The sequence below is a fragment of the Nonomuraea sp. NPDC003201 genome (assembly GCF_053590415.1).
Genome location: NZ_JBSFTC010000683.1, coordinates 1 through 2,028, shown reverse-complemented (window position 1 = coordinate 2,028; position 2,028 = coordinate 1). Strand labels below are relative to the sequence as shown.

Below are 2,028 nucleotides of genomic sequence, written 5' to 3'. Positions count from 1 at the left end.
GTGGGGCCGAGGACCGCGGCGGCTCCGGGGTCGGGGACCGGGGCGGCTCCGGGGTCGGCGGCCGTGGCTGGGCCTGTGGCCGAGGCGGCGGTCGTGGGTGCGGCCGGGGCGGCGGCGTGGGCGGCTCCCAGCGTTGCCGCCGGCCAGACCGTCGCCGCGCTCGGGCTGGAAGCGCGGGTGGTCCCGGCGCTGGCGGAGGTGGACTGCGGCCGGTGGCGGGGCCTGCCGTACGAGCGGGTCGCCCGGGAGGAGGCGGACGCGCTGGCGAGCTGGCTGACCGACCCGCACGCGGCCCCGCACGGCGGTGAGAGCCTGGCCGCGCACGCCGGGCGGGTCGCCGCCTGGCTCGAGTCCGTACGCGCCGAGCCCGGCGTCGTCGCCGTCTGCGACGCGGGCGCCATCCGGGCGGCGCTCGGCCACGCGCTCGGGCTGGACCCGCTGAGCACCGCCCGATTCGATCTCGCGCCGCTGTCCGTCACCGAGCTGACCGTCACGCGCGCCGGCTGGCGGGTCGCCCATGTCAACCGGAAGGTTCTGATTTGATCGTCACATATCCGTTCAGCGCGGTCGTCGGGCTCGACGACCTGAAGCTGGCGCTGGTGCTCAACGCGGTCTCCCCGCGGGCGGGCGGCGTGCTCGTACGCGGGGAGAAGGGCACCGCCAAGTCGACCATCGTGCGCGCGCTGGCCGCCCAGCTGCCCGCCGTGAACGTGGTGCCCGGCTGCCGGTTCGCCTGCGACCCGGCCGCGCCCGACGCCGGATGCCCGGACGGGCCGCACGAACCCGGGGGCCAGGGGCTGGAGCGCCCGGCCGCGCTGGTGGAGCTGCCGGTCGGCGCCTCGGAGGACCGGCTGGTCGGCTCCCTGGACGTGGAGCGGGCGCTGACGGAAGGCGTGAAGGCGTTCGAGCCGGGCCTGCTGGCCGCCGCCCACCGCGGCGTCCTCTACGTGGACGAGGTGAACCTCCTCCACGACCACCTCGTCGACCTGCTGCTCGACGCGGCGGCCCTGGGCACGTGCTACGTGGAGCGCGAGTCGGTGTCGGTACGGCACGCCGCCAGGTTCCTGCTGGTCGGCACCATGAACCCGGAGGAGGGCGAGCTCCGGCCGCAGTTGCTGGACAGGTTCGGGCTGACCGTCGAGGTCAAGGCGTCCAGGAACCCGGAGGAGCGCGCCGAGGTGGTGCGCAGGCGGCTCGCCTTCGACGCGGACCCCGGCGCGTTCGCCGCCCGGTGGGCGGCCGAGGAAACGGCGCTGGCGAGCCGGATCGCGCAGGCCCGCGCCCGGGTGCCGGGTGTGCGGCTGCCCGACGCGCGGCTGCGGCAGATCGCGACCGTGTGCGCGGCGTTCGAGGTGGACGGCCTGCGGGCCGACCTGGTGACGGCGAGCACCGCCATCGCCCACGCCGCCTGGCAGGGCAGGGACGTGGTGACCACCGAGGACGTGCGCGCCGCGGCCCGGCTGTCGCTGCCGCACCGGCGGCGGCGCGATCCGTTCGACGCGCCAGGGCTGGACGAGGGCCTGCTGGACGAGCTGCTGGAGAGGACGTCGGGGGATGAGGAGGATCCGGACGACCCCGACGGCAGAGGTCCTGATATTTCCGGACCTGGTGGGCCGGAGGGCTCGCCGACGACGGCCGGAGACGGCACCCCGCCACCCGGCGGCCCGGAAGGCGGGCCGGAAGGCGGTCCCGAAGGCGGGCCCGAGGATGGGCCCGAGGACGGCGGTCCCCAAGGGCCCGAGGGTGGCGGGCCCGGGCTGGATGGCGGGCACCGGCAGGACCGTGCGTTTGACGGGAGGTACCCGACGGCGTCCGACGATGCCGCGCAGGCGGCCGGGAGCAGGGAAATGCCGCCGGGCGTCGAGGGCACAGGGCCCGATGGCGCGGTGCCGGAGCACAGCGGAGGGCTGGGGAAGGAAGGAGCCGGGCGGGTGGCCGGGGTGGCGGCGCCGTACCGGGTGCCGTTGCTGGAGGTGCCCGGGGTCGGCGAGGGCGCTGCGGGGCGGCGGTCGCGCTCGCGCACCCCGC

The 2,028-nt window shown here is 77.1% G+C and carries 2 protein-coding genes; both read left to right on the top strand.

The features are described from left to right. Positions 1-543 (top strand): histidine phosphatase family protein (locus tag ACWDX9_RS62700; protein ID WP_449973351.1); only part of this gene is annotated, 543 nt, incomplete at its 5' end. Continuing rightward, positions 540-2,028, top strand: a 1,489-nt coding sequence (locus ACWDX9_RS62695) for an ATP-binding protein (protein WP_449973350.1), incomplete at its 3' end; no start/stop codon positions are given. The genes ACWDX9_RS62700 and ACWDX9_RS62695, both read left to right, overlap by 4 nt.